Genomic DNA, 262 nt, shown 5'->3' with positions numbered 1-262 from the left:
GATGAAAAAAAACCGCCGCTTCTTTATAGTGACCGATCCGTTTAGCTCTCAGCCGATAAGCCGAACCCATGTCCGAACCACGCAAGATCCTCGTTACCAGCGCCCTCCCCTACGCCAACGGTTCCATTCACCTGGGACACATGCTGGAGTACATCCAGACGGACATGTGGGTGCGCTTCCAGAAGATGCGTGGCAACCAGGCCGTCTACGTCTGCGCCGACGACGCCCACGGTTCGGCGATCATGCTCCGCGCCGAGCGCGA

1 protein-coding gene is annotated in these 262 nt (G+C 59.2%); it reads left to right on the top strand.

The window, feature by feature from the left end:
• Positions 1-68: 68 nt before the first annotated feature.
• The coding region (locus BST14_RS32085; protein ID WP_142279722.1) for a class I tRNA ligase family protein at positions 69-262 on the top strand (194 nt) is incomplete at its 3' end.

This window comes from Mycobacterium arosiense ATCC BAA-1401 = DSM 45069, assembly GCF_002086125.1.
Classification (GTDB): Bacteria; Actinomycetota; Actinomycetes; order Mycobacteriales; family Mycobacteriaceae; genus Mycobacterium; species Mycobacterium arosiense.
This window is presented reverse-complemented; position numbering and strand designations above follow the sequence as displayed.